The sequence below is a fragment of the Halolamina sediminis genome, assembly GCF_001282785.1.
Taxonomy (GTDB): domain Archaea; phylum Halobacteriota; class Halobacteria; order Halobacteriales; family Haloferacaceae; genus Halolamina; species Halolamina sediminis.
The window spans coordinates 2,750,109-2,769,208 of the sequence record NZ_CVUA01000001.1 but is presented as its reverse complement, the minus strand read 5'-3'; the positions used below and the strand labels follow the sequence as shown (position 1 = coordinate 2,769,208).

The window sequence follows — 19,100 nt, the reverse complement described above, 5'->3', positions numbered from 1 at the left end:
GGTGACGCGTGCGTTTCCCCCCTTTCCCTTTCAGCATCGAAACGCCTTAGCGCCAGCCGTGGGACTGTCGAGGGTATGCTCTCGCTCGCCGATATCGAGGCGGCACGCGACCGCGTCGACGAGGTCGCACGGACGACGCCGCTCGAGTACTCCCACAGCTTCTCCCGGATGACCGGCGCGGACGTGCGCCCGAAGCTCGAGAACTTCCAACGCACCGGCTCGTTCAAGATCCGTGGCGCGGCCAACCGGATCGCCACCCTCTCGGAGGCGGAGAAGGCCGCCGGCGTGATCACCGCCAGCGCCGGCAACCACGCACAGGGCGTCGCTCTCGCGGCGACCCGGGCGGGCGTCGACGCCAAGATCGTGATGCCCGAGCACGCGCCGATCGCGAAAGTCGACGCCACCGAAAGCTACGGCGGGGAGGTGATCCTCTTCGGCGCCGACTACAACGACGCACAGGACCGCGCCCACGAGATCGAGGCGCTCGAGGACCGGACGTACGTCCACGCGTTCGACGACGAGTACGTGATGGCCGGCCAGGGGACGCTCGGCCTCGAGATCGCCGAGCAGTGTCCCGACGCCGACACCGTGGTCGTCCCCATCGGCGGCGGCGGACTCATCTCCGGGGTCGCGACGGCGCTGAAGGCTACGCTCGACGACGTGCGCGTGATCGGTGTACAGGCCGAGGGCGCTTCGAGCGTCGCCCGATCGCTGGAGAAAGGGACGCGACACGAACTCGACGCCGTCGACACGATCGCCGACGGGATCGCCACCCGGTCGGTCGGCCAGAAGCCGTGGGAGATCATTCAGGAGCGCGTCGACGAGGTGGTGACCGTCTCCGACAACGAGATCGCGCTGGCACTGACGTACCTGCTCGAACGCTCGAAGACGCTGGTCGAGGGCGCCGGCGCGGTGGCGCTGGCGGCGGTGCTGAGCGAGGCGTTCGCGTACGACGACGAGGAGACGATCGTCCCGGCGCTCTGTGGCGGCAACATCGACCTCAACGACCTCACGACGGTCGTCGTCCGGGGGCTGGTCCAGATGGGGCGGTACGTGAAGGTCCGGACCGAACTCAAGGACAACCCCGGGTCGCTGGAACGCCTGGTGGAGATCATCGCCGACCACAACGCGAACATCTACGGCATCCAGCACGACCGCACCTCCCGCGACGTGGCGATGAACGCCGCGGAGGTGGTGCTGGATCTGGAGACCCACGGCCACGACCACGTCGACGAACTGCTCGCCGCGATCGAAGCCCACGGCTACGAGACCGAGAGGCTGGTCTAGGCGCGCTCGATCTCGTACTCGACGGTGAGAAACGGCTGTCCGAGTAGCCACATCTCGTGGGTCGCGCGGAGCCGTGGCTCGCCCTCGGTCTCGCTGTCCACGGGCCACACGTCGAAGCGCTGGCCGCCCGGCACTGCAAACGGGCCCGCGGGCGTCCGGAGGAACAGCCCCGGATCGCCGGCTACCTCGGTGGTGAGGCGGATGCCGGTGCCGCCGTCGACTCCCTCGACGGGCAGGTTCTCCGGGCGCAACACGGTGTCGACGCCGCCGTCCGGCACCGGCACGGAGATGTTCGCGAAGCCGTCGCCGTCGCGGTGATGGGTGGCGTAGAGGGCGACGAACACCGCCTCGTCGGTCTCGGGATCGGTGCGGATCCACGCTCGCACGTCCTCGCGGGCGGGCTCGGCGGGGTCGTCGTCGATCGCGACCGAGCCGGGCTCCCGGACGTCGAGAAACCGGCTCTCCAGCCGGTGCCACGACTGGTCGCCCGGCCCCGGCAGGTTGAGCTGCTCGATCCGGCTCGTGAGCCGGCTCGCGACGGCGGCGCCGGTCCGGAACGGCCGGTGCCAGTTCGCCCGGTAGCGCATCTCGGACGCCGCGGTGCGTTCGTAGAACCGACGCACTTCAGGGTGGAGTCGGTCGGGATCGAACGCCTCGCCGGCGAAATGGGCTACGTCGGCGACCTCGCCGGCGGGCTCCTCGCCCGTCGTCAGTCCCTCGCGTTCGACGAACCCCGACCCGACGTACCAGCCGGCGGTGATCGGCGAGAGCGGGACCTCGCGAGCGCGCTTCCGGGCGCGCCGGAGTGCGAACGCGAGGAGGGCGACGACGGCGAGCGCCGCTGTACGGAGGGCGCCGGCGACCGTTCGGTTCACGGCCGTCGTTGGCGCGCTATCGTACTTGAAACGTCGGTCGCGGCGCGCCGACAGCTATTTGCCCGTGCTGTGTCTGCTCCCGCCCGATGGATTCGGTTTCGACCCCTGCCGTCGTCGTGCTCTGTGTACTCCTCTACGTCGGGGTGCTTCCGGCGCTGGTCGCAGTCCACGAACTCGGCCACGCGGCGGTCGCGCTGGCGGTTACTGACGGGTCGGTCGGGATTGTACTCGGCACGGAGGCCGACCGCGAGTGGACTGTCGGTCGACTCACGATCGGTGTGTCGGCGCTCAGTGGTTGGGTCGGCTTCTACCGCGCCGCTGGGGAGATGACACTCCGGCAGCGTACCCTCTGCTCCTTCACCGGACCGTTGACCTCCCTGTCTGTCTGTCTCGTGGCGCTTGTGACGCTCCGGTCGGTCGACGTTAGTCCCGTCTCGGAGCTCCTCGTTACCGGCGTCGCGCTCGGGGCCGGTTGGCAGTTCGTGGTCACTGCCGTGCCGGTCCGCTACCCTGACTGGTGGAGCAGCGCCTACGCCGGGCGCCCAAGCGACGGCTACCGGACGGTGCGTTCGCTCCGAAAGCTACTCGGGTCGTAGTCGAGAGGAATTAAGGGTCGTCACACCGGAGCAACGGGTGTGAAAGAGACTATCCACACCGACGACGCCCCCGAAGCGGTGGGCGCGTACAGTCAGGCGACGACTAACGGCGAGATCCTGTTCACCGCGGGCCAGATCCCGATGACGCCCGAGGGCGAACTGCTGGACGACGAGGACATCGCGACCCAGGCCGAGCAGTCGCTCTCGAACCTCGAGGCGATCGTCGAGGAGGCCGGCGCGTCGATGGACGACGTGCTCAAGACGACGGTGTTTCTGGCCGACATCGACGACTTCGAGGAGATGAACGAGACGTACGCGAGCTTCTTCGACGCCGAGCCGCCGGCCCGCAGCGCCGTGCAGGCCGGCGCGCTCCCCAAGGGCGTCGGCGTCGAGATCGAGGCCGTCGTCAGCGTCGAGTGAGGTGACCCCGCGAACGAAGTCGGCGCTGCTGTGGGGGGCGGTGGGCCTGCTGGCCTTCCTCGCGGCGGTGCAGGGGTACCAACTGCTCGTCGCTCCGGTGCCGGTGTCGATCCCGGCGATCGGTGCCGTCGCGGTCGGCGTCGGACTGCTGACCGCCGGCGTGGCGTACGCGACGGAGCACCGCCTGCGGACGAAAGGAAGGACTTAACCCACACAGGGCGGTAGATTCGACCGAGCCAGGATGGCCGAACGGTAAGGCGCACGCCTGGAAAGCGTGTTCCCTTATGGGATTCTGGGTTCAAATCCCAGTCCTGGCGTTTCTGTCGACGCCAACCGCGAGCGGAGCGAGCGCTGGCGTCGACGAACCGCTGTCGGATTTGAACCCCTATCAGTCGCAGCGACCGAGCAGCGCGAGGTCGACCGTCTGATTCCGGTTCAAATCCCAGTCCTGGCGTTTCTCCCGTACTCCTGCGTGAGACGTAGCGCTTCGTACAGCGACCACGAACGGCACCGCGGAGTTCCCATGACCACTTGTGACCGCAGTGCGCCGGACACGAGGGCCGTCATCAGAAACCGGAGATTTCTGATTGTCACCGGAAGCCGACGGCTTCCGGGTGCCCGAGGGACGGAGTCCCTCGATGGCTAACGGGAGCTTCGCTCCCGTGAACGGCGCAGCGCCGAGTCCCTACCCCTCCCCCCGCGCCGTCGACGAGAATCGCAGATTCTCGTCTGCCAACCAGAACGCTTCGCGTTCTGGTGACGGCGACAGGTCGCCGACGCGAGGCGTCCACCGCTACCGCACCGCGGTCGCTGTCGGCGCGAAGCGCACGCAGCCTCGTGCCGCGTGTCAGCGCGAGGGACGAGTGACTGAGCGATAGCGAAGGAACGAGTCGGTTGGGGAGGTTCGAGGACTGTACTGGGCGGTGCGGTCACAAGTGGTCAACGATCAAGTTGCCGTTGCTGGGCGAGTCGCTGCCTCCGCAGTCAATGATCCCGACACCTCCGACCACCTCGGACCAACCTGACCGAAAAGATCCGACAACCGAACCTACTTCTCGATGATGCTCTCCTCGATCTTCTCGCCGAAGTGGCGCCCGCCCGCCTCGTAGTACAGCAGCACCTCGTCGCCGGCTGCCAGATCCGTCACCGCCTTCCGGCCCTCCTTCGTCGCGACTTTCACCGTCTCGGCGTTCTGCAGCAGCGTCTCGACCACGTCCGGGCCGTCCTCGGTCTCGACTTCGGCCTGCACGCGGAACATCGGGCGCCGCTCGATCTTCACGCGGCCGACGATCGCCTCGCGCGTGTGGCCGGCGGTGTCGGCGACCTGCACGCGGTCGCCGGACTGGAGTTCGGCGAGGTACTTCGTCTCGCCCTCAGGCGTCCGGACGTAGGCGTGGACTGCGCCGGCGTTGACTCGGAACGGTCGGGAGGCGACGTACGGCGAGTCGGCGGTCTCGCCGTGGACGAAGAAGAGGCCGCGGGAGAGCGAGCCGACGAGCATCCCCTCGTCGTCCTCGAGCAGCGAGCCCGTGTCGATGCAGACGCGGTCGGCGGCGCCGGTCTCCTCGACCTGCTGAACCTCGGCGTAGCGCAGGTCGAGCCGCTCGCGCTCGCTGCGGTCCCGGACCTCGACGGTCTCGCGGATCACGTCGGGGTCGTCGGTGTCGAGCAGCACGTCGTCGACGCCGATCTCGAGCGTCTCGAAGGCGGTCGCGGCCTCGTCGGCGGAGTCGACGCCGGCGACGAGATTCGTCGTTTTGCCCACGCGGGCGATCAGGTTCTCCAGCGGGATGATGTCCCAGTCCTCGGTGGCGACGATAGTGTACTCGGCGTCGCGGGCGGCCTCCTCGGCGAACTCCTCGTAGTCCTCGTCGAACACGCGGACGTAGGAGCCCTGCGCGCGGTCGTCCGAGCGCCGGAGCGTCGTCAGATCCGCCGAACCCGAGAAGTCCGAGGGGAGGTCGACCGTCCCGTCGCCCTCCCCCTCCTTCCCGACGACGGAGATGTCCGGTTCGGTGTCGCGGCTGGCGTCGACGATCTCCGCCTCGTGGTCACCGGCGCCCTTGAACGCGGCGACGTTGACGCTGCCGAGCTCGCGAACCCGCCCTACGTCGGCCTCGTCGACAAGCACCCAGTCCACCCCGGCTTCGAGGCCGGCGGTGATCCGTCGCTTTCGCGCTTCCCAGTCCCCGACCGCGTCGTCGGCTTTCAGCCACACGGAACGCGTCATGTCGGGACACTCTCCGTGAGGCGGCTTGAACGTGGCGAATCCTGTAGCCTGCCCGACCTCAGTTCGGCAGCCGACCCGCCCACTGGAGCGCCAGCAGCAGGACGGCGACCCCGCCGACGACGGCGGCCAGCCCGCGGAACGCCGTCACGTAGGCGACGCCGGACTCCGCGAGCGTCCCGACGAACCACGACCCCGGCGCCTGTGCGAGCATCATCGCGCCGCTGTACACCGCGTAGGCGCTGGCGCGGTTGTGGTCGGGGAACGACCCGAGCAGGAACGAGTCGATGACGGGGTAGATACTGTGGACCGTATACCCGAGCAGGGCCGACACCGCGAGTAGCGACGCCGTCCCCGGCGCGAGGGTGAGCGCGAACACCAGCACGACGAAGGCGGTGACCAGCCCCAGCAGGTACGGCACTTTCGGGAGCCGATCCGCGAGCGAGCCGCTGACGGCGAACGCCGGGACCCCGGCGACGAACACGAGCGTCAGCGTGTTCCGAGCCACCCCGGGCGCGACGCCGCGGGACTCCATGAACAGCTGGTAGAAGTTGAACACGCCCTGCCACGCGAAGCCGAGCGTCCCCATCACGGTGACGCCGAGCAGCACCGTCCGCCATTCAGCCCGGACGGCACCGACGAGGTCGCGGTCGGCGGCGCCGGCGTCGGGGAGGTCGACGCCCCGGGAGAGCACGAACGCCGCCGCGGTCGTGAGCAGCCCGCCCGCCGCGAGCGCGACGAACACCAGCCGCCAGGGCTCGTCGACGGGGAGCCCCAGCACGGCCAGCACGGGCGTCCAGTCGACGGTCGCACCGACGGCGAGTGTCACCACGGGCGCGGCGATGGCGGCGGCGACCTGGTTGGCGGTGCCGTGGATGCCGATCATCCGGCCCACCCGGGCGGGAAACAGCTCGCTGACCAGCGTGTTGCCCGTGACGAAGTAGAGGCCCGAGGCCAGCCCCGCCAGCCCGGAGCCGAGGATCAACAGCGGGACGCTTCCGGCGACGGCAGCGACGCTTGCGCCGACCGCGAGCACGAGCCCCGCCGAGAACACGACGGTCAGCCGCGACAGTTTCGTCAGCAGGTAGCCGGTCGGGATCCGGGGGAGCGCGCTGCCGATCCACGCCGCCGAGGCGACGAGCCCGGCGGTCCCCTCGCCGACGCCGAACGTCGCGATGAACACGCTCACCAGCGGCGCCATCACCACCCGCGCGAAGTTGACGAGGAAGGCGTAGCCACAGAGCGCACCGAACAGCCGAGAGCGAGACACACGCGTCGCTTGCTGGTGGGTGGGGTCAAGCGTTCCGGATCGCTCGTCGTCGTCGATCGATATCGAGGTGTCGTCGTCTGGCTCGTGCATTCGTATCAGCCTCCGATCGGGGGCCGACGTGCCGTCACCTGCTTTCCGCCCGCTACAGCGTTCGCTTCGTTCGAAATCCGTCGTGGAAAACCGAAAAACACCCCTCGAACTTTCACACAGTGAAAAGAATCGAATGTGTTCGTCCAACGCCGTTCGCGTCTCGATAGCGCGGCGGTGTCAGTTCGAGTCGATCGACCGGCGCCCGAGCGAATGGGAATCCGTGCGGGGCCTTTTTGCGTTGGCACCCGAACCGGGAGGTATGAAGAGCACGCGGAAGGGGCTGCGAAACGACGAACTCTACAAGGACACCTACCAGCGGCTCAACTGTGCGGGGTGTGAGAAGACGCTCGCCACCGAGAACCCACCGGACGAGGTGTACAACGTCCGGAAATGCCCGGACTGCGGGACGGAGTGGAAGGAGCTCCCTTAGCCCGAACCGGCCCGCCGACGGCGGCGGCACACCGAGCAAGCCTCAGGCTTCGATGATCTCGTCCTCGTCGTACTCGGGTACCGTCAGCGATCCGTCCAGCGACACGATCGCGTCGCCGCCGACCTGCACCGTCCGGCCGTCAACGCGCACGCCGACGTAGCCCGGCCGGTCGAGGAAGTGGCCCTGCTCGAACGTCATCCGCTCGGGGAACTCGTCGTCGAACGCCGCGAAGTGGTCGAGGTAGGCGCCGCAGGCGCCGGAGGCGGTGCCGGTGACGGGGTCCTCGTCGACGCCGAGGCCGGGGACGAACGCCCGGCCGTGTAGCGTCGAGTCCTGACTCCGGCCGATCGCGTCGAACGTGAACGTGTAGATCCCCTCGGTGTCGTGTTTCGCCGCCAGCGCCTCGACAGCCTCGAAGTCGGGCTCCATCGCCGAGAGGTGTTCGAGGAAGTTCACCGGGAGGATCAGGAACGGCAGCCCGGTCGAGGCGTACGCGGGCGGGAGATCCGCCCCGACGTCCTTGAACGCGGCCTCGTCGATCCCCAGCGCGTCGGCGGCCGCGCCGTAGTCGAGGTCGATCTCGATGACCTGCGGGGCGTTCTGGGTCATCCACACTGCGCCCGTGTCGGTCACCTGAATCTCCAGCACGCCGACCTCGGTCTCGAGCGTGTAGCTCCCGGCGTCGATCGTTCCGTCGTCGAACAGCGCGCCGTGGGCCGCGATCGTCGCGTGGCCACAGAGGTCGACCTCCTGTGTCGGCGTGAAGTAGCGCACCTTCCGGTCGGCCGCCGTCGAGGGGAGGAGGAAGGCGGTTTCGGAGACCGACAGCTCGCGTGCGATCGCCTGCATCTGCTCGTCGCTCAGCCCGGCGGCGTCGGGCACCACCCCGGCGGCGTTGCCCGCCAGCGGCTCCGTCGTGAACGCGTCGACGAGAAGCGTCCGGTAGCTCTCCATGAGCGGAGGTCGGTCCGGCCCGGTTTAGACGTGACGGGCCGTGGGTCCGCCGAGGCCGCGGCGGTCGTGTGGTCGCCGCAGGTGTGGCGGGCTCAGAAACCGGCGAACAGGAGCACGAGCGTCAGCGCGGCGCCGAGAACGACGAACCCCACGCCCTCGGCCGTGGGGTTACCGGGCTCGATCGGCCCGGGCTCGTACCGCGCCCCCTCCTCCTCACCCTCTTCGAGGTCGGCGAGGCTGATCGCCCATTCCTCCTCGCCCTCGTCGGTATCGCGGGCGTCGCTCATCGACCGAACGGAGGCCGTCGGCGCGGAAAGCCGTTTGGGTGGCGGCCGTTCCCCGGGCGTCGAAACCTCTTTGTCCACCAACATCCCAAGAGAACACGTGACACGCGGCGTCGACGAGAAGAAACGGGCGACGCTCAAGCGGTTCGCCGCCGCCGGCGCGGCCGCGCCGTTTGCGGCGTTCAGCGGCGACGCCGGCGACAGCGACACCCGGGACGCCATCGTCGGCTACGTCGCCTCGACGCCCGGCGCGCACTTCTCGAAGCTCCGGGACGACCTCCAGTTGGGCACCGGCGAGACCCAACACCACGTCGAGCGCCTGCTCTCGGAGGGGAGCCTCGTCTCCCGGCGTGACGGCGACTACCGGCGCTTCTACCCCGCCGACCGCTTCTCCGAGTTCGAGCGGACGGCGCTGGGCTACCTCCGGCGTTCGACGCCTCGCGGGATGGTGATCGCGCTGCTCCGGGACCCCGACGCGACGGGCGCCGACCTCGCGGACGAGCTGGGGGTCTCCCGGGCGACCGTCAGCAGCCACGCCGCCGCGCTGGAGTCGGCGGGGCTGCTCTCCCGGGCGGACGGCTACGCGCTCGAAGAGTCCGAGACGCTGCTCTCGCTGCTCGTGCGCTACGCCGACTCCTTCGACGCTGCCGCGGACGCGTTGGCGGCCGATGCGGCCGACTTGATCAGCCACGACCCGTGACCGCGGTCGAACGTCTCTCCGTGTGGACAGTTCCCAACCGATAAGACAGTGGCTCTCTTATCGCCCACGTATGCCCGACACAGCCGTACTCTGGCTGTTGTTGGTGATCCCCATCGCGATACAAGTGCCGCTGCTGTGGTTCATGATGTCCCGGATAGAGATCGACGAGGCGCCGGATCAGGCCGGCTCCGAGATCTGGGGCGGCGAGGACGAGGACGGCGCGGCGTACCGGCGGCGGCTCTCCGAGAGCGGCCCCGCCGCCGCCCGAGAGGCCGCCGCCGAGGGCGGGACCAGACGCTGCAGCCACTGCGGGACCGAAAACGATCCCGCCTACCGCTACTGTCGTGGCTGTGCGCGGCAGCTCTGAGCTACTCCGCCCGCGTGACCTTCCACGTCGTGCCCGAAGAGTAGCCCCACTTCTCGATCTCGAGGCCGTGGTCCGCCGCGAGCAGCGCGCGCATGTTGGCGCCGACCTCCTTGGCGGTCATGTCCAACTCCTCGGCGACCAGCCGTGACTTGAAGTACGTCCGCTCGCCGGCCGCCGATCGCAGGTGGTTCAGGATGCGGGTCTGCTTCTCCGAGAGCTCCGCGGTCGCCGCCACGCCTGCTTGGCTCATACCTCCACGGTCGGGCCGTTCCCCCTTCAGGGGTTTGGTACGGCGGATTAATCCCACTGCAGTCGTGCGGTTTTCGCCCCAACCACGGCCACTCCGACCGCCCTCGTGGCGCCGTCAGGTACGCTCGGCTAACGGCCGGCCGGTCGCGCTCCCCGTTTCGGCCCCGTTCAGAAGCTACTTACCCGCGCCCCGGCCAACGTCGGCCATGAACGACCCCGCCGACGGGAGCGACGCCGCCGAGCGGGCGGCGGGGGCCGACGGCGCGGCGCCGCCCGAGCCGACACGGGTCGAGGTGAGCGTCGTGCTCCCGGCGTACAACGAGGCGGACACGATCGAGGGGACGGTTCGGACCACCGTCGACACGCTCGAAGCGTTCCTCGACCCCGGAACGTTCGAGGTGATCGTCGCCGAGGACGGCTGCGAGGACGACACGCCCACGATCGCCGACCGTCTCGCCGACGAGATCCCCGGAGTCAGACACTTCCACAGCGACGAGCGGCTCGGCCGCGGCGGCGCGCTGGAGCGCGCGTTCGACGCCGCCCACGGCGGGACGCTGGTGTACTTCGACACCGACCTCGCGACGGACATGAAGCATCTCGAAGAGCTGGTGAACACCGTCAGGCACGGCGAGGCAGATGTGGCGACGGGCTCGCGCTGGATGCCCGACAACGTCGCCGACCGGCCCGCGAAGCGCGGCATCCCCTCGCGGGGGTACAACGCCGCGACGCGGCTGTTCCTCCGGACCGGCCTGCGGGACCACCAGTGCGGCTTCAAGGCGATCTCCCGCGAGGCGTTCGACGCGGTTCACGACGACGTGGAGGACCGCCACTGGTTCTGGGACACGGAGTTGCTCGTGCGCGCCCAGCGCGCCGGGTTCGAGGTGCGGGAGTTCCCGGTCGACTGGGAGCCCAAGGGTGACTCGAAAGTCGACCTCGTGCGGGACGTGTTCGGGATGGGGAGCCAGATCCTCCGGACGTGGTGGCAGCTCTCGGTCCAGCCGCGGGTGAACAAGTGGGTGACGCTTGGCGCCAGCGCGCTGCTGGTGCTGTTCGCGTTCCTGCTCTCGACGCTGTACATCGACTACGGGACGGTGCTGGACCGCATCTCCGACGCCGACCCGACGCTGATCGCGGTCGCGGCGGTCGTGTACGCGCTCTCCTGGCCCCTCCGGGGGCTCAGGTACCGCGACATCCTCGCGGAGCTGGGGTATACGGAGAAACTGGGCTTTCTCACGGGTGCGGTGTTCATCTCCCAGACGGGGAACCTCGTGTTCCCGGCCCGCCTCGGCGACGGTGTGCGGGCGTACGTCGTGAAGGCCCGCCGGGGCATCCCCTACCCCTCGGGCTTTGCGTCACTGGCGGCCGAACGCGTGTTCGACCTGCTCACGATCACCGTCCTCGCGGGGCTGGTGCTGCTGGGCTACGCAGCGACGGGCGATCTGGCCCGCGTCGCCGAGTCGGTGACGGGGGCGTCACAGAGCGGGCAGATCGCGGTGCTCGTCGCGGTCGGCATCGCCGTGGTCGCGATCGCCGCCGTCGCGGGGATCGTGCTCTCGGCGCGCTCGGACCGCAACCGTATCCGGGGCCTCGTCGAGCGGTTCTCCTCGGACTCCTACGCGGACTACGTCGCGGGCGCGCTGGAGCGGTTCGTCGGCGACGTCCAGCAGGTCGGCGGCGACCCGAAGGCGTTCACCCGTGTCGGCGCGACGAGTCTGGTGATCTGGACGCTCGACGTGATCACCGCGGTGTTCGTGCTCGCGGCGTTCGGGACGGGACTGGAGACAGCGACGCTGGTGACGATCTGTTTCTTCGCGGTGTCGGTCGGCAACCTCGCGAAGGTGCTGCCGCTGAGTCCCGGCGGCGTCGGGCTGTACGAGGCCGCCTTTACCCTGCTCGTCGCGGGGCTGACGCCGGTGACGGCGTCGGTCGCGCTCGGTGCGGCGATCGTGGATCACTTCCTGAAGAACGTGGTGACGATGATCGGCGGCGGCGTGTCGATGCTCGCGCTGAACGTGTCGCTGACGACCGCGGTGGAGGAGGCCGAGGAGATGGAGGAGGTCGAGTCGGTGGACTCGGCTTGATTCGGATACTGGCTTTTCAGAGGTTTCGTTGTGGTTTGGTTCGTTGATGGCGGCGTTTCTGCTCGGTTCGAACGTTTCGGGAGAGGGGTCAGCAACACCGTGAAAGCCCCTGTCCGCTCCGGTCGGGGGCCTCGCTGCGCTCCTCGGTTCGCTTCGCTCACCTGCGGTGCTTACGTCGGCCGCCTTCCCGGAGCGGACAGCCCCTTTCAGTCCCACCCAGACTGCACAGCCCACGAGCCTCCCCAGCCGACTCGTTCGCTCCCTGCGGTCGCTCACTCGTCCCTCGCGCTGAGGCGTCGACGAGAGCGAAGCTCTCGTCTGCCAATCAGAAATCGAAGATTTCTGATGACGCGGCACGAGGCCGCGCCCGCTTCGCGCCGATCCGCGGTGGCGCGTGCGGGCAGCCGCTCCGTCAGCTGCCCGAGTACGCGCGAGGTCCTCGTGAGTGGAACGAACGAGGGCACGAGGGAGCTTGCTCCCTCGGAGGACGCTGCCCGCGCCGGCGAACCCTCGTGGTGAGCCGCCAGCGCGGCAGCGTCGGCTGGGGAGGGTGTGGCCGCGGTTACGGGCGGGACTGAAAGGGGCAGGGGCTTTCACGGTGTTGCTGACCTCTGAAACAAGCGAGAAATGTCCAAGCCGGGCCGGGCGACCGAGGTCTCTAACAGAGCTGCTGCTCCCAAACCTGACTGAACTCACGAAAAAGCCGACTCCGACGCACCCAACCCAGACTCAGTACCGATCCGTCACGAACGGCCCCATCGCCGCCGCCACCCCCGCGGCCAGCGCGTCGTCGCGATCCACCACGCCCGCCGACAACGCCCCCGCGGCGCCCTGCTTCTCCGCCACGTCGTCCTCCCCGAGCACGTCGTCCATCACTGGACCGAGCTCCTCGCCCGCGGCCACGCGGTCGCCGATCGACGCCGGCAGGCGGAACGCCGGCCCCGAACCGAGCCCCACCTGCTCGCCGTCGGTCACCGCGACCCACATGATCAGGAACAGCCCCTCGGTCTCGGGCACCTCGGCGACGCCGCCCTCCAGCCCGACGCCGAGATCGTACTCGCCCGCCGCGAGCGCGTTCCGGGCGCGGTTCTTCGCCCCAGCGACGGTTTCCTCGCGGCCGCGGGGCTGCTCGCTCACCCCGGAGTCGACGGAGACTGCCTCGACCGTCGAACCCTCGAGCGTCCCCTCGATAGCCTGTTCGACTGCGCGCCGCTTCACCGGGTTCCCGCTGCCGACGGCGAGTCGCATGGGTTCGCTCGGGGACGGGGGGACGTTTCCTTTGTGGCTCCGGTTCAGTCAGCCGGCTCGTCGATCCCGTGCAAGATCCCGGCCAGTCGCTCGACCCCGGCGAGCAGGTTCGGGCTCGGCTGGTTCAGCAGCGAGTCGTCGACGACGTGGATCTCGGCGTCGAGCCCCCAGTCCCGCTCGCGGAACTCGTCCGGATCCGCGCGGTCCCCTTTCCCGCAGGGGTGGAGAATCACGTACTCGGGGTCGGCCGCGGCGACCTCCTCTCGGCTCACCTCCCCGGAGCGCTCGCCCGGGTCGGCGAAGGGGTACGCGCCGCCGGCCGCGTCGACCGCCTCCGGCACCCAGTTCCCCGCGGCCATCGGCGGGTCGGCCCACTCCTCGCAGTAGACGGTGGGCCGCGGCTCGTCGGCGACGGCCTCGCGGACGCGTCGGAGGCGCTCGCGCGCGTCGGCCGCGAGCCGTTCGCCCGCCGCGGCGTGGTCCACCGCGCGACCCAGCGCAGCGAAGCCGTCGACGGCGTCGTCGAGCGTCTCCGGTTCGGCGTGGTAAACCTCGAGTCCGCGCTCGCGGAGGTCGTCGCGGGTGTCACGCTGGAGGGGGTCGCTGGTGAGCACGAGATCGGGGTCGAGCGCCGCGACGGCGTCGAGATCCGTGTTGAGCCAGCCGCCGACGCGCTCCGGCGCCACGGCCGCGTCCGAGAGGTCGCAGTGGTGCGTGACGCCGACCAGTTCGTCGGCGGCGCCCATCGCGACGAGCGTCGCGGTCGCGCTCGGGGCCAGCGAGACGAGTCGCATTGGCGGTGGTGGGGGCCGGATCGGGAAATACCCCGCGGGAGCCCGAACCCGTATGATCCCCCGGCCCCACTCCCCGACCGTGTTCGACTCGTTCACCCGCGTCGCCGCCACGGCCGACCTCGCCGACGAGCGGGCGGCCCGCGGCGTCGCCGACCTGGTGGAGTTCCGGATGGACCTCGCGGCCGACCCCTTCGAGCAGCTGGCGGCCTACGACGGCGAGCTCCCGCTACTGGTGACGAACCGTCCTGCGTGGGAGGGCGGCGAGGCCGACGGCAGCGACGCGGCGGCGGAGGCTGCCCGCCTCGACGCGCTCGCCGACGTGCTGGGCAACGACGCCGTCGCGGCGGTCGATATCGAACTGGCCGCACTCCGACGGTCCGAGCGCGCCGTGGCGGTCGCCGACGAAGCAGAGTCCCGCGGCGTCAGTGTGGTCGTCTCGGTCCACGACTTCGAGCGGACCCCCTCGGAGCGGGCGATGGGCTCGCTGCTCTCGGCGGCCGCGGCCGCCGGTGACGTGGGCAAGCTCGCGGTGACAGCGACGGATCGGGAGGACGCGCTGGCGCTGCTGTCGGCGACCCACGCCGCCGACGCCGCGGGCGAACGTGTGGCGACGATGGCGATGGGCGAGGCCGGCCGGCACACCCGCGCCGTCGCGCCGCTGTACGGCTCGAAGATCGGCTACGCGCCCGTTCACGCCGCGGACGCTACCGCACCCGGGCAGTACGATCTGGAGACGCTGGCGGCGCTGGTCAGCGGGCTCCAGTCGGAGTAGCGACGCCGCGTGGGGGCCGCCGCCTCACTCCCGTTCGCGTAGTTCGGGCGGTTTCTCCGTGCTCCCGAGACGGGTACGCCGGCCAACGACGTAATGCACGACCGACGACACACCGAACACGGTCGTGACGAACACCCCGACGCGAACCGAATCGAGCGCGGCGAAGATGGGCGTCCCGGTGACGACGGCGAGCAGCAGCGCCGCGGCGACGCCCGCGAGCCCAACGTAGTAGAGGCTCCAAGGGATCTCCCGACTGTCGAGGACTTCGACGTAGACGTCGAGATCCTCCAGCGCGGGCGTCGGCTCGACGAGATGGGCCTCGTCGTCGATCGCCACGACGTTCTTCTCCGCTAACTTCGGCAGGTGAGTTCGTTTGAGCGTGCTGTACACGTTCCGCCGGTCGTCGTAGGTGACTCGGGTCGGTTCGACGCCGAGCTCCCACGCGGTGACGTCGGTGGAGAGCTCCGAGATCTCCACCGGCCCCTCCGCGTGCTTAAGGGCGTGGATGACGAAGCGCCGACGGCGGTTCGAGAGCATCTCGAAGACGTCGTCCTCGGATAGCTCCGCCCGCTCCGACTCCGCCCCGTTTGCGGTGATGGACACCATTGGTTTCGACCTCCCCGCCAGAAACCGGATCTCCCCAGTCCGGAACCGGCGAATCTCTCGAGTAAGTGTGTGAAGAGGTACCATAAATTGATTGGATAGTTTAACTGTTAATCTATGTATAGTGAGAGGAGATGGGCCCCCTCGTCGCCCCCAAGAGGAGCCGTTGATCAGTTGTACGTATTCACCGAGGGCGTCGCCGTCTCTCCCTTCCAGTTTCAGCCTGGACTGTTGATCCTGACGAGCGGCCCCTTCGAGTCAACACACTGCCTCAGTGTCCCCTCGCTGTCGCCGACGAGAACGGCCCGTCATCCAGCGATCAGGCCCTGCCATCCATCGAGCCAGCCCAGCGAACATGTTGAGGATCTCATAACCAAGTGTCACCCTCCATATGGGTTATTCGAGCACTTCCGGCCCGGATGTCCGGGTCCCGGGGGTGCGCGAACACAGGTGAGAGAAATGGAACGACGCAAATTCGTAATCGGACTGGGTGCACTGGCTTCGGGCGCCGCGGCTGCGACGGGTACGGGAGCGTTTACCGCCGCAGAGATCCGTGGACGGGAAGCGAATATCAACGTCGAGAACGACACGAACAGCCTCATCGGACTCAAAGCAGGCACCACCGAGTTCGTCACCAACAACGGCGGCGGTGGCGAGAACGAGCTGATGATCGACTTCAGTTCGGGCAATGGCGGTGACGGCATCAACCCGAACTCCACGTACCAAGTCGGTGGACTCGGCGGGCTCGACAGCAATAACATCTTCCAGGTCCCGGGTGATCCGACGACGTCCCCGTCAGTCGGCGATGTCGCCATCGACACGACGACAGATATCACGGGCGAGTACGCGTTCAAGGTGATGAATCAGACGAACAGTGCGAAAGACATCGAAGTCTCCTACGGCGCCAACGACGAGCCGTTCCCCGATGGCACGCGACTGTTCCTTGTCGCGTACTACCCTGGCGGGGACGACAACTCCGAACAGGAGGAGGGGCTCGCTGTCGGTGACTACACGAACAACAACGAGAAGGCCGCCAGCATCATCTTCGACGACGATCAGGATTATTCCGCGTCCATCGGTTCGGGCGAGGAGTTCTACGTGACGATCCTCGTCGAGGTCGGTGATGCCGACACGGGTACCGACCTCGGCGGCGACCTCACCGTTCGTGCAGGGAGTCACGACGACTTCACCGACGCCGACGATTAACGGGTGACGCTAACGGGAGAACGCTACCATGAATCGACGTGATGTCGTGGTCGGGCTGGGAGGGCTCGTCGGTGCGGGAGCGCTGGCTTCCGGAACCGGCGCCTTCAGCGCTGCGGAGGTCTCTCGGCAGGCGGAGATCGAAGTCGTCGACGACAGTGATGGCCTGGTCGGACTGGTCGCGAACGAAGCGATCTCGGGCGTGCAGTCGGACACGGGCGGCGAGCTCACGATATCGATCGGCGGCGACGACCCCGGAGTGAATGTCAGTTCGGTGTATCAGTTCGGCGCGTTCGTCAGCGACGACGGCGTGGACGACCTCCCCGGAGGAACGTTTTCCGTGGTCACGGACGACGACCCCTCGGATCTGAGCGACGGTCAGAACTCACTGGAGTCCGCATTTGCCATCGTCAACCAGGCTGCGGACGATTTCCTCGTCACGGTCGACTTCGAACTGAACGACGATGTTGAGGGCGGAACCGAGTACGCCTTCGAACTGCAGTCTTCCAAGGGCGGAAGCGGTACACGGGAAGGACTCGCGACGAGTCCGATAACGGGGCAACTGACCACTCAGTTGGCTACCGGCGAGTCGATTGGAGTCTCGTTCATAGTCAACGCGCTCGAAGGCGTCACCGAAGACGAGATCTCCGGGAGTCTGAGTCTCTCGGCGACAACCGCCTAGCGACACGCATTTTTTGTGGGCGATCAGCACGCTTCGCGGAGTGCCTGGCCGCTACCGCTTCGAGGGGCCCGACCTGCGTTCCTCACGCAACCGACGACGACGCTGACACAGCCGCTCGCATCACTCATCTCCCAGTAACCGATAAAGAGGGGACCGTTTTTGCCGACCGGGAGCCGAACTCGTGGGTATGCCCACCATCAGAGAGAAACGGGTGTACGACGAGGCGGCCGTCCCGACGCCCGTGTTCGTCGCCGCCGAACAGGGGCTGGTGGTCGCCCAGCTCTCGGACGACGCCGTCGGCGAGTTCTCGCTGGCCCACCGCTGTACCGCGCAGGACGTCGCGGTCGGTCCGGACGGAACGCTCGCGCTCGCGACCGACGAGTCGCTGCTGCTTGCGCCCGACGCCGACCCGGAGCGGTTCCACGAGACGGGGTTCGGACCCGCGACGGGCGTCTCGCTCGTCGACGGCCCCGAGCGGTCTGTCGCCGCCGTCGACGATTCGGGTGGGATCGCGCGGTTCCCGCTCCCGCCCGGCGAGTTCGAGGCGTCGATCGCGGACGCCGACTGGCTCGACCTCGGGAGCGTCGACGACCCCCGTGCTCTCGACGGCCGGCTCGTCGCCGCCGCCGACGGTGTGCATCGCCTCACTGTGTCCGGCGTCGACCACGCCGGCCTCGACGACGCGCGCGACGTTGCTGCCCGCGGCGCGCCGCTGGCGGCGACGGGTGAGGGGCTGTACGAACTCGGCAACGGCTGGATGCTCGCCCGCGAAGGGGAGTACGAGGCGGTCGCGACCGACGGCGAGCAGGCCCACGCCGTCGCTGTTGACGAGACCGTCGTCGGCCGCTCGACCGACGGCGGCGAGTGGACCGAACTCGACGTGCCGACTGACGGCTGGATCACGGACTTCACCTACACCGCCGAGGCCGTCGTCGCCGCCACGGGATCGGGCTCGATACTCGCGAACGCCGGCGAGGGCTGGCGGTCGCGCGCGATCGGCGTCACCGGGGTTCGCTCGATCGCGGCCGGGCCGCAGTCCACCGAGTAGCACGCTCGGAGCCAACGGAAACGTGTTTACCGGCGCGGGCGCGAGGCTCGCGCATGATACTCCCGGGCTCGCACTCCCAGTCGCTCTCGGCGCGGCTGGCGGCGGCGACCGACCACGACCTCGCGAGGGTGACCTACGACCAGTTCCCGGACGGCGAGCGCTGTACGGCGCTGATGGAGGCCGACGCGGACGCGCTGGCGGGCGAGCACGCGGTCGTCGTCGCGTCGACGCTCACAAGCGACGCCCACCTCGAACTGCTCCAACTCCAGGACGCCGCCCGCGAGGCCGGCGCGACCGAGGTGACCACGGTACTCCCGTACATGGGGTACGGCCGGCAGGACGAGGCGTTCTCCCCGGGCCAGCCCGTCTCGGCCCGCGCGGTCGCCCGCGCGATCTCCACCGGTACCGACCGCGTGCTGCTCGTCTCCCCCCACGAGCCGGACGTGGCCGACTTCTTCGACGTGCCCTGCGAGACCGTCGAGGGGGCGCCGCGGCTGGCCGAACCGCTGCCCGACGACCTCGACGACCCGGTGTTCGTCGCGCCCGACGAGGGAGCGATCGCGATCGCCGAGCGGGCTCGGGACGCCTACGGCGCCGGCGACGCGGACTACTTCGAGAAGGAGCGGGACTACGACACCGGTGAGGTCGAAATCTCGCCCGGGAACGCCGACGTGGGCGGCCGGGACGTGGTGCTCGTCGACGACATCGTCGCCACGGGGTCGACGATGAGCGAGGCGATCGACGCGCTCCACGGTCGCGAGGTGGGGCGGGCGTTCGTCGTCTGTGTTCACCCGCTGCTGGTCGGCAACGCACGGACGAAGCTCGAACGGGCCGGGCTGGCCGGCATCTGGGGCACGGACACGGTCGAGCGCGACGTGTCGGCGGTGTCGGTCGCGCCGTTGCTCGCCGAACTGGTCTGA

General features: G+C 69.0%; 22 protein-coding genes and 1 tRNA gene. 14 read left to right on the top strand and 9 right to left on the bottom strand.

The genetic code is table 11. The annotated features are described in order from the left end of the window. Positions 1-75: 75 nt before the first annotated feature. Positions 76-1,287: a threonine ammonia-lyase gene (gene ilvA / locus BN1959_RS13885; RefSeq protein ID WP_053949212.1), complete on the top strand. Its 1,212-nt coding sequence runs from the start codon at positions 76-78 to the stop codon at positions 1,285-1,287. Here the strand turns inward: ilvA and BN1959_RS13880 are convergent. Then, the gene (locus BN1959_RS13880) at positions 1,284-2,162 is read right to left on the bottom strand and encodes a hypothetical protein (RefSeq protein WP_053949211.1); all 879 of its coding nucleotides are present in this window, start codon (positions 2,160-2,162) and stop codon (positions 1,284-1,286) included. The genes ilvA and BN1959_RS13880 overlap by 4 nt on opposite strands. Before the next feature lie 86 nt (positions 2,163-2,248). On the opposite strand from BN1959_RS13880, the gene BN1959_RS13875 reads away from it, so the two are divergent. The 4 genes from BN1959_RS13875 to BN1959_RS13860 all read left to right on the top strand — a co-directional run bounded on the left by BN1959_RS13875 (position 2,249) and on the right by BN1959_RS13860 (position 3,495). After that, on the top strand, positions 2,249-2,758 hold the full coding sequence (locus tag BN1959_RS13875) for a M50 family metallopeptidase (protein ID WP_053949210.1): 510 nt from the start codon (positions 2,249-2,251) through the stop codon (positions 2,756-2,758). Positions 2,759-2,797: 39 nt separating this feature from the next. Further along, positions 2,798-3,178, top strand: coding sequence for a Rid family detoxifying hydrolase (locus tag BN1959_RS13870; RefSeq protein ID WP_053949209.1), 381 nt, complete (start codon positions 2,798-2,800; stop codon positions 3,176-3,178). Between the two features lies 1 nt (position 3,179). Beyond that, a complete protein-coding gene (locus BN1959_RS13865) occupies positions 3,180-3,386 on the top strand; it encodes a hypothetical protein (RefSeq protein ID WP_053949208.1) in 207 nt (68 codons plus the stop codon). Positions 3,387-3,413: 27 nt separating this feature from the next. Further along, positions 3,414-3,495: transfer RNA gene (locus tag BN1959_RS13860), tRNA-Ser, on the top strand. A 731-nt stretch (positions 3,496-4,226) separates the two neighbouring features. Here BN1959_RS13860 and BN1959_RS13855 read toward each other — a convergent pair. Both BN1959_RS13855 and BN1959_RS13850 read right to left on the bottom strand, forming a co-directional pair. Beyond that, entirely contained in the window at positions 4,227-5,408 is a 1,182-nt protein-coding gene (locus BN1959_RS13855) for a 3-dehydroquinate synthase II (protein WP_053949207.1), read from the bottom strand. A 58-nt stretch (positions 5,409-5,466) separates the two neighbouring features. Further along, positions 5,467-6,765: an MFS transporter gene (locus BN1959_RS13850; protein ID WP_321164393.1), complete on the bottom strand. Its 1,299-nt coding sequence runs from the start codon at positions 6,763-6,765 to the stop codon at positions 5,467-5,469. Positions 6,766-7,024: 259 nt separating this feature from the next. On the opposite strand from BN1959_RS13850, the gene BN1959_RS15165 reads away from it, so the two are divergent. Then, a complete protein-coding gene (locus BN1959_RS15165) occupies positions 7,025-7,195 on the top strand; it encodes an HVO_0758 family zinc finger protein (protein WP_202594695.1) in 171 nt (56 codons plus the stop codon). A 42-nt stretch (positions 7,196-7,237) separates the two neighbouring features. Here BN1959_RS15165 and BN1959_RS13845 read toward each other — a convergent pair whose 3' ends face one another. Next, positions 7,238-8,149 carry a PhzF family phenazine biosynthesis protein gene (locus tag BN1959_RS13845; protein WP_053949206.1) on the bottom strand — a complete coding sequence of 304 codons (912 nt, stop codon included), beginning with the start codon at positions 8,147-8,149 and terminating at the stop codon, positions 7,238-7,240. A gap of 92 nt (positions 8,150-8,241) precedes the next feature. Further along, positions 8,242-8,436, bottom strand: a complete 195-nt coding sequence (locus BN1959_RS13840) for a DUF7312 domain-containing protein (protein ID WP_053949205.1) — start codon at positions 8,434-8,436, stop codon at positions 8,242-8,244. A gap of 97 nt (positions 8,437-8,533) precedes the next feature. Between BN1959_RS13840 and BN1959_RS15390 the strand changes: the two genes are divergently transcribed. Together BN1959_RS15390 and BN1959_RS13830 are read left to right on the top strand one after the other, a co-directional pair. Beyond that, a complete protein-coding gene (locus tag BN1959_RS15390; RefSeq protein ID WP_053949204.1) occupies positions 8,534-9,133 on the top strand; it encodes a winged helix-turn-helix transcriptional regulator in 600 nt (199 codons plus the stop codon). Between the two features lie 70 nt (positions 9,134-9,203). Next, positions 9,204-9,500 carry a DUF7577 domain-containing protein gene (locus BN1959_RS13830; RefSeq protein ID WP_053949203.1) on the top strand — a complete coding sequence of 99 codons (297 nt, stop codon included), beginning with the start codon at positions 9,204-9,206 and terminating at the stop codon, positions 9,498-9,500. A 1-nt stretch (position 9,501) separates the two neighbouring features. Here the strand turns inward: BN1959_RS13830 and BN1959_RS13825 are convergent, their stop codons facing one another. Next, positions 9,502-9,750, bottom strand: coding sequence for a DUF7123 family protein (locus BN1959_RS13825; RefSeq protein WP_053949202.1), 249 nt, complete (start codon positions 9,748-9,750; stop codon positions 9,502-9,504). A gap of 205 nt (positions 9,751-9,955) precedes the next feature. Here BN1959_RS13825 and BN1959_RS13820 point away from each other — a divergent pair, with 205 nt between their 5' ends. After that, positions 9,956-11,830: a flippase-like domain-containing protein gene (locus BN1959_RS13820; RefSeq protein ID WP_079978713.1), complete on the top strand. Its 1,875-nt coding sequence runs from the start codon at positions 9,956-9,958 to the stop codon at positions 11,828-11,830. Positions 11,831-12,559: 729 nt separating this feature from the next. Here BN1959_RS13820 and yjjX read toward each other — a convergent pair. Beyond that, complete coding sequence (yjjX, locus tag BN1959_RS13815) at positions 12,560-13,078, bottom strand: inosine/xanthosine triphosphatase (protein ID WP_053949201.1); 519 nt, start codon at positions 13,076-13,078, stop codon at positions 12,560-12,562. 44 nt (positions 13,079-13,122) lie between these two features. Continuing rightward, positions 13,123-13,872 (bottom strand): cobalamin-binding protein, encoded by a 750-nt coding sequence (locus tag BN1959_RS13810; RefSeq protein WP_053949200.1) that lies wholly within the window; start codon positions 13,870-13,872, stop codon positions 13,123-13,125. A gap of 79 nt (positions 13,873-13,951) precedes the next feature. On the opposite strand from BN1959_RS13810, the gene BN1959_RS13805 reads away from it, so the two are divergent. Further along, the gene (locus BN1959_RS13805) at positions 13,952-14,644 is read left to right on the top strand and encodes a type I 3-dehydroquinate dehydratase (RefSeq protein WP_053949199.1); all 693 of its coding nucleotides are present in this window, start codon (positions 13,952-13,954) and stop codon (positions 14,642-14,644) included. Positions 14,645-14,668: 24 nt separating this feature from the next. Here the strand turns inward: BN1959_RS13805 and BN1959_RS13800 are convergent, their stop codons facing one another. Beyond that, positions 14,669-15,250 carry a DUF7344 domain-containing protein gene (locus tag BN1959_RS13800; RefSeq protein ID WP_053949198.1) on the bottom strand — a complete coding sequence of 194 codons (582 nt, stop codon included), beginning with the start codon at positions 15,248-15,250 and terminating at the stop codon, positions 14,669-14,671. A 456-nt stretch (positions 15,251-15,706) separates the two neighbouring features. Here BN1959_RS13800 and BN1959_RS15305 point away from each other — a divergent pair, with 456 nt between their 5' ends. The 4 genes from BN1959_RS15305 to prs all read left to right on the top strand — a co-directional run bounded on the left by BN1959_RS15305 (position 15,707) and on the right by prs (position 19,100). Next, positions 15,707-16,453, top strand: coding sequence for a hypothetical protein (locus BN1959_RS15305; RefSeq protein WP_237560350.1), 747 nt, complete (start codon positions 15,707-15,709; stop codon positions 16,451-16,453). Between the two features lie 46 nt (positions 16,454-16,499). After that, positions 16,500-17,132 carry a hypothetical protein gene (locus BN1959_RS13790; protein WP_237560349.1) on the top strand — a complete coding sequence of 211 codons (633 nt, stop codon included), beginning with the start codon at positions 16,500-16,502 and terminating at the stop codon, positions 17,130-17,132. Between the two features lie 187 nt (positions 17,133-17,319). After that, entirely contained in the window at positions 17,320-18,180 is an 861-nt protein-coding gene (locus tag BN1959_RS13785; protein WP_053949196.1) for an HVO_0234 family beta-propeller protein, read from the top strand. Positions 18,181-18,233: 53 nt separating this feature from the next. Continuing rightward, a complete protein-coding gene (gene prs, locus BN1959_RS13780) occupies positions 18,234-19,100 on the top strand; it encodes a ribose-phosphate diphosphokinase (protein ID WP_053949195.1) in 867 nt (288 codons plus the stop codon).

Coding starts and splice junctions, on each gene's coding strand:
- BN1959_RS13800 (WP_053949198.1), bottom strand. CDS start 15,250: ATGGTGTCCATCACCGCAAACGGGGCGGAGTCGGAGCGGGCGGAGCTA.
- BN1959_RS13855 (WP_053949207.1), bottom strand. CDS start 5,408: ATGACGCGTTCCGTGTGGCTGAAAGCCGACGACGCGGTCGGGGACTGG.
- BN1959_RS13850 (WP_321164393.1), bottom strand. CDS start 6,765: ATGCACGAGCCAGACGACGACACCTCGATATCGATCGACGACGACGAG.
- BN1959_RS13845 (WP_053949206.1), bottom strand. CDS start 8,149: ATGGAGAGCTACCGGACGCTTCTCGTCGACGCGTTCACGACGGAGCCG.
- BN1959_RS13810 (WP_053949200.1), bottom strand. CDS start 13,872: ATGCGACTCGTCTCGCTGGCCCCGAGCGCGACCGCGACGCTCGTCGCG.
- yjjX (WP_053949201.1), bottom strand. CDS start 13,078: ATGCGACTCGCCGTCGGCAGCGGGAACCCGGTGAAGCGGCGCGCAGTC.
- BN1959_RS13875 (WP_053949210.1), top strand. CDS start 2,249: ATGGATTCGGTTTCGACCCCTGCCGTCGTCGTGCTCTGTGTACTCCTC.
- BN1959_RS13825 (WP_053949202.1), bottom strand. CDS start 9,750: ATGAGCCAAGCAGGCGTGGCGGCGACCGCGGAGCTCTCGGAGAAGCAG.
- BN1959_RS15305 (WP_237560350.1), top strand. CDS start 15,707: ATGGAACGACGCAAATTCGTAATCGGACTGGGTGCACTGGCTTCGGGC.
- BN1959_RS13830 (WP_053949203.1), top strand. CDS start 9,204: ATGCCCGACACAGCCGTACTCTGGCTGTTGTTGGTGATCCCCATCGCG.
- prs (WP_053949195.1), top strand. CDS start 18,234: ATGATACTCCCGGGCTCGCACTCCCAGTCGCTCTCGGCGCGGCTGGCG.
- BN1959_RS13840 (WP_053949205.1), bottom strand. CDS start 8,436: ATGAGCGACGCCCGCGATACCGACGAGGGCGAGGAGGAATGGGCGATC.
- ilvA (WP_053949212.1), top strand. CDS start 76: ATGCTCTCGCTCGCCGATATCGAGGCGGCACGCGACCGCGTCGACGAG.
- BN1959_RS13820 (WP_079978713.1), top strand. CDS start 9,956: ATGAACGACCCCGCCGACGGGAGCGACGCCGCCGAGCGGGCGGCGGGG.
- BN1959_RS13785 (WP_053949196.1), top strand. CDS start 17,320: ATGCCCACCATCAGAGAGAAACGGGTGTACGACGAGGCGGCCGTCCCG.
- BN1959_RS15165 (WP_202594695.1), top strand. CDS start 7,025: ATGAAGAGCACGCGGAAGGGGCTGCGAAACGACGAACTCTACAAGGAC.